This window comes from Staphylococcus sp. GDY8P119P (assembly GCF_017892075.1).
Lineage (GTDB): Bacteria > Bacillota > Bacilli > Staphylococcales > Staphylococcaceae > Staphylococcus > Staphylococcus ureilyticus.
Genome location: NZ_JAESKJ010000031.1, coordinates 1 through 3013 on the forward strand (window position 1 = coordinate 1; position 3013 = coordinate 3013).

The following is a 3013-nucleotide window of genomic DNA, read 5'->3' on the forward strand; positions in this document are numbered from 1 at the left end:
CTTCTACAGTGATAACATCCTTGTTAAATTGTTTATATCTGAAATAGTTCATACAGAAGACTCCTTTTTGTTAAAATTATACTATAAATTCAACTTTGCAACAGAACCAAATAGTATATGTATATGATTATGAAAAAGGTGATAAATAAATGAATATAGTTGAAAATGAAATATGTATAAGAACTTTAATAGATGATGATTTTCCTTTGATGTTAAAATGGTTAACTGATGAAAGAGTATTAGAATTTTATGGTGGTAGAGATAAAAAATATACATTAGAATCATTAAAAAAACATTATACAGAGCCTTGGGAAGATGAAGTTTTTAGAGTAATTATTGAATATAACAATGTTCCTATTGGATATGGACAAATATATAAAATGTATGATGAGTTATATACTGATTATCATTATCCAAAAACTGATGAGATAGTCTATGGTATGGATCAATTTATAGGAGAGCCAAATTATTGGAGTAAAGGAATTGGTACAAGATATATTAAATTGATTTTTGAATTTTTGAAAAAAGAAAGAAATGCTAATGCAGTTATTTTAGACCCTCATAAAAATAATCCAAGAGCAATAAGGGCATACCAAAAATCTGGTTTTAGAATTATTGAAGATTTGCCAGAACATGAATTACACGAGGGCAAAAAAGAAGATTGTTATTTAATGGAATATAGATATGATGATAATGCCACAAATGTTAAGGCAATGAAATATTTAATTGAGCATTACTTTGATAATTTCAAAGTAGATAGTATTGAAATAATCGGTAGTGGTTATGATAGTGTGGCATATTTAGTTAATAATGAATACATTTTTAAAACAAAATTTAGTACTAATAAGAAAAAAGGTTATGCAAAAGAAAAAGCAATATATAATTTTTTAAATACAAATTTAGAAACTAATGTAAAAATTCCTAATATTGAATATTCGTATATTAGTGATGAATTATCTATACTAGGTTATAAAGAAATTAAAGGAACTTTTTTAACACCAGAAATTTATTCTACTATGTCAGAAGAAGAACAAAATTTGTTAAAACGAGATATTGCCAGTTTTTTAAGACAAATGCACGGTTTAGATTATACAGATATTAGTGAATGTACTATTGATAATAAACAAAATGTATTAGAAGAGTATATATTGTTGCGTGAAACTATTTATAATGATTTAACTGATATAGAAAAAGATTATATAGAAAGTTTTATGGAAAGACTAAATGCAACAACAGTTTTTGAGGGTAAAAAGTGTTTATGCCATAATGATTTTAGTTGTAATCATCTATTGTTAGATGGCAATAATAGATTAACTGGAATAATTGATTTTGGAGATTCTGGAATTATAGATGAATATTGTGATTTTATATACTTACTTGAAGATAGTGAAGAAGAAATAGGAACAAATTTTGGAGAAGATATATTAAGAATGTATGGAAATATAGATATTGAGAAAGCAAAAGAATATCAAGATATAGTTGAAGAATATTATCCTATTGAAACTATTGTTTATGGAATTAAAAATATTAAACAGGAATTTATCGAAAATGGTAGAAAAGAAATTTATAAAAGGACTTATAAAGATTGATTATATAATATATGAAAAGCTATTATAAAAGACATTAGTATTAAATAGTTTAAAAAAATGAAAAATAATAAAGGAAGTGAGTCAAGTCCAGACTCCTGTGTAAAATGCTATACAATGTTTTTACCATTTCTACTTATCAAAATTGATGTATTTTCTTGAAGAATAAATCCATTCATCATGTAGGTCCATAAGAACGGCTCCAATTAAGCGATTGGCTGATGTTTGATTGGGGAAGATGCGAATAATCTTTTCTCTTCTGCGTACTTCTTGATTCAGTCGTTCAATTAGATTGGTACTCTTTAGTCGATTGTGGGAATTTCCTTGTACGGTATATTGAAAGGCGTCTTCGAATCCATCATCCAATGATGCGCAAGCTTTTGAATATTTTGGTTGATCGATATAATCATGAATCAATCGATTTTTAGCCTCACGCGCTAAGTTAATATCTGTGAACTTAAAAATTCCTTTAACAGCTTCTCTGAAAGATTTTGAATTTTTTTTAGGAATGGTGGTAAAGATATTTCTTAGGAAGTGAACTTGGCATCTTTGCCAACTTACGTTGGTGAAGGATTTTCTAATGGCAGAGACTAATCCTTTGTGCGCATCAGAAATAACGAGTTCCGTACCTTGTAAACCGCGTTCTTTTAGGTATTCAAAAAATGTTGTCCAGGTCTCTTCGCTTTCGCCACTTTGAATCATGAAGCCGATAATTTCACGGTCGCCATCTTTGGTTATTCCAATCGCTATATGACAGCTTTTTGAGAGTACTCGATTTTCTTCTCGTACTTTTATATAGAGTACATCGGTCATTAAGTAAGGATAATTTTTTTCTGATAATAAACGATTCTGCCACTCGTTAACCATAGGTTCTAGCTGTTCTGTTAAGCTAGAAACGAAGGACTTAGAGACGGATTTACCACAAAGTTCTTCCACAATTTTTGATACTTTACGAGTTGAAACGCCTGATACATACATTTCCAACATTGAAGCCATGAGGGCTTTTTCGTTTCGTTGATAACGTTCAAACACTGTGGGTGAAAAATGGCCATCACGTGTTCTGGGTACTTTTAATTCTAGCGTGCCTACACGTGTCGTAAAGCTGCGCTCATAATAGCCATTTCGTTGACTTTGTCGGTTTTCTGTTCGTTCATATTCTTTTGCTTGAATATATTCTGTTCGTTGATTTTCCATTAGTTGATTAAATACCGTTGTTAAAATATTTTTAGAAACGTCATCCTTTACAGAATATTCAATAATGCTTTGAATCTCTTCGCTTTTCAGTGTAAAATGTACTTGGGTCATGTAAAAGTCCTCCTGGGTATGTTTTTGTCGTTAAAAACATTGTACCGTAAAAGGACTGTTATATGGCCTTTTTACTTTTACACAATTATACGGACTTTATCTTAATACTACATCAAAATTTA

Annotated in this window: 2 protein-coding genes; one reads left to right on the top strand and one right to left on the bottom strand. The window is 29.4% G+C overall.

Annotated elements, in window-relative coordinates; all coding sequences use genetic code 11:
- Positions 1–149: 149 nt before the first annotated feature.
- Positions 150–1589 (top strand): bifunctional aminoglycoside N-acetyltransferase AAC(6')-Ie/aminoglycoside O-phosphotransferase APH(2'')-Ia, encoded by a 1440-nt coding sequence (locus KA830_RS13615; RefSeq protein ID WP_001028144.1) that lies wholly within the window; start codon positions 150–152, stop codon positions 1587–1589.
- A gap of 129 nt (positions 1590–1718) precedes the next feature.
- On the opposite strand, the gene KA830_RS13620 is transcribed toward KA830_RS13615, so the two are convergent.
- The gene (locus KA830_RS13620) at positions 1719–2891 is read right to left on the bottom strand and encodes an IS256-like element IS256 family transposase (protein WP_000195429.1); all 1173 of its coding nucleotides are present in this window, start codon (positions 2889–2891) and stop codon (positions 1719–1721) included.
- Between the last annotated feature and the right edge of the window lie 122 nt (positions 2892–3013).

Bases quoted from the DNA above. Each gene is read 5' to 3' on its own strand.
- KA830_RS13615 (WP_001028144.1), top strand. From the start codon at position 150: ATGAATATAGTTGAAAATGAAATATGTATAAGAACTTTAATAGATGAT.
- KA830_RS13620 (WP_000195429.1), bottom strand. From the start codon at position 2,891: ATGACCCAAGTACATTTTACACTGAAAAGCGAAGAGATTCAAAGCATT.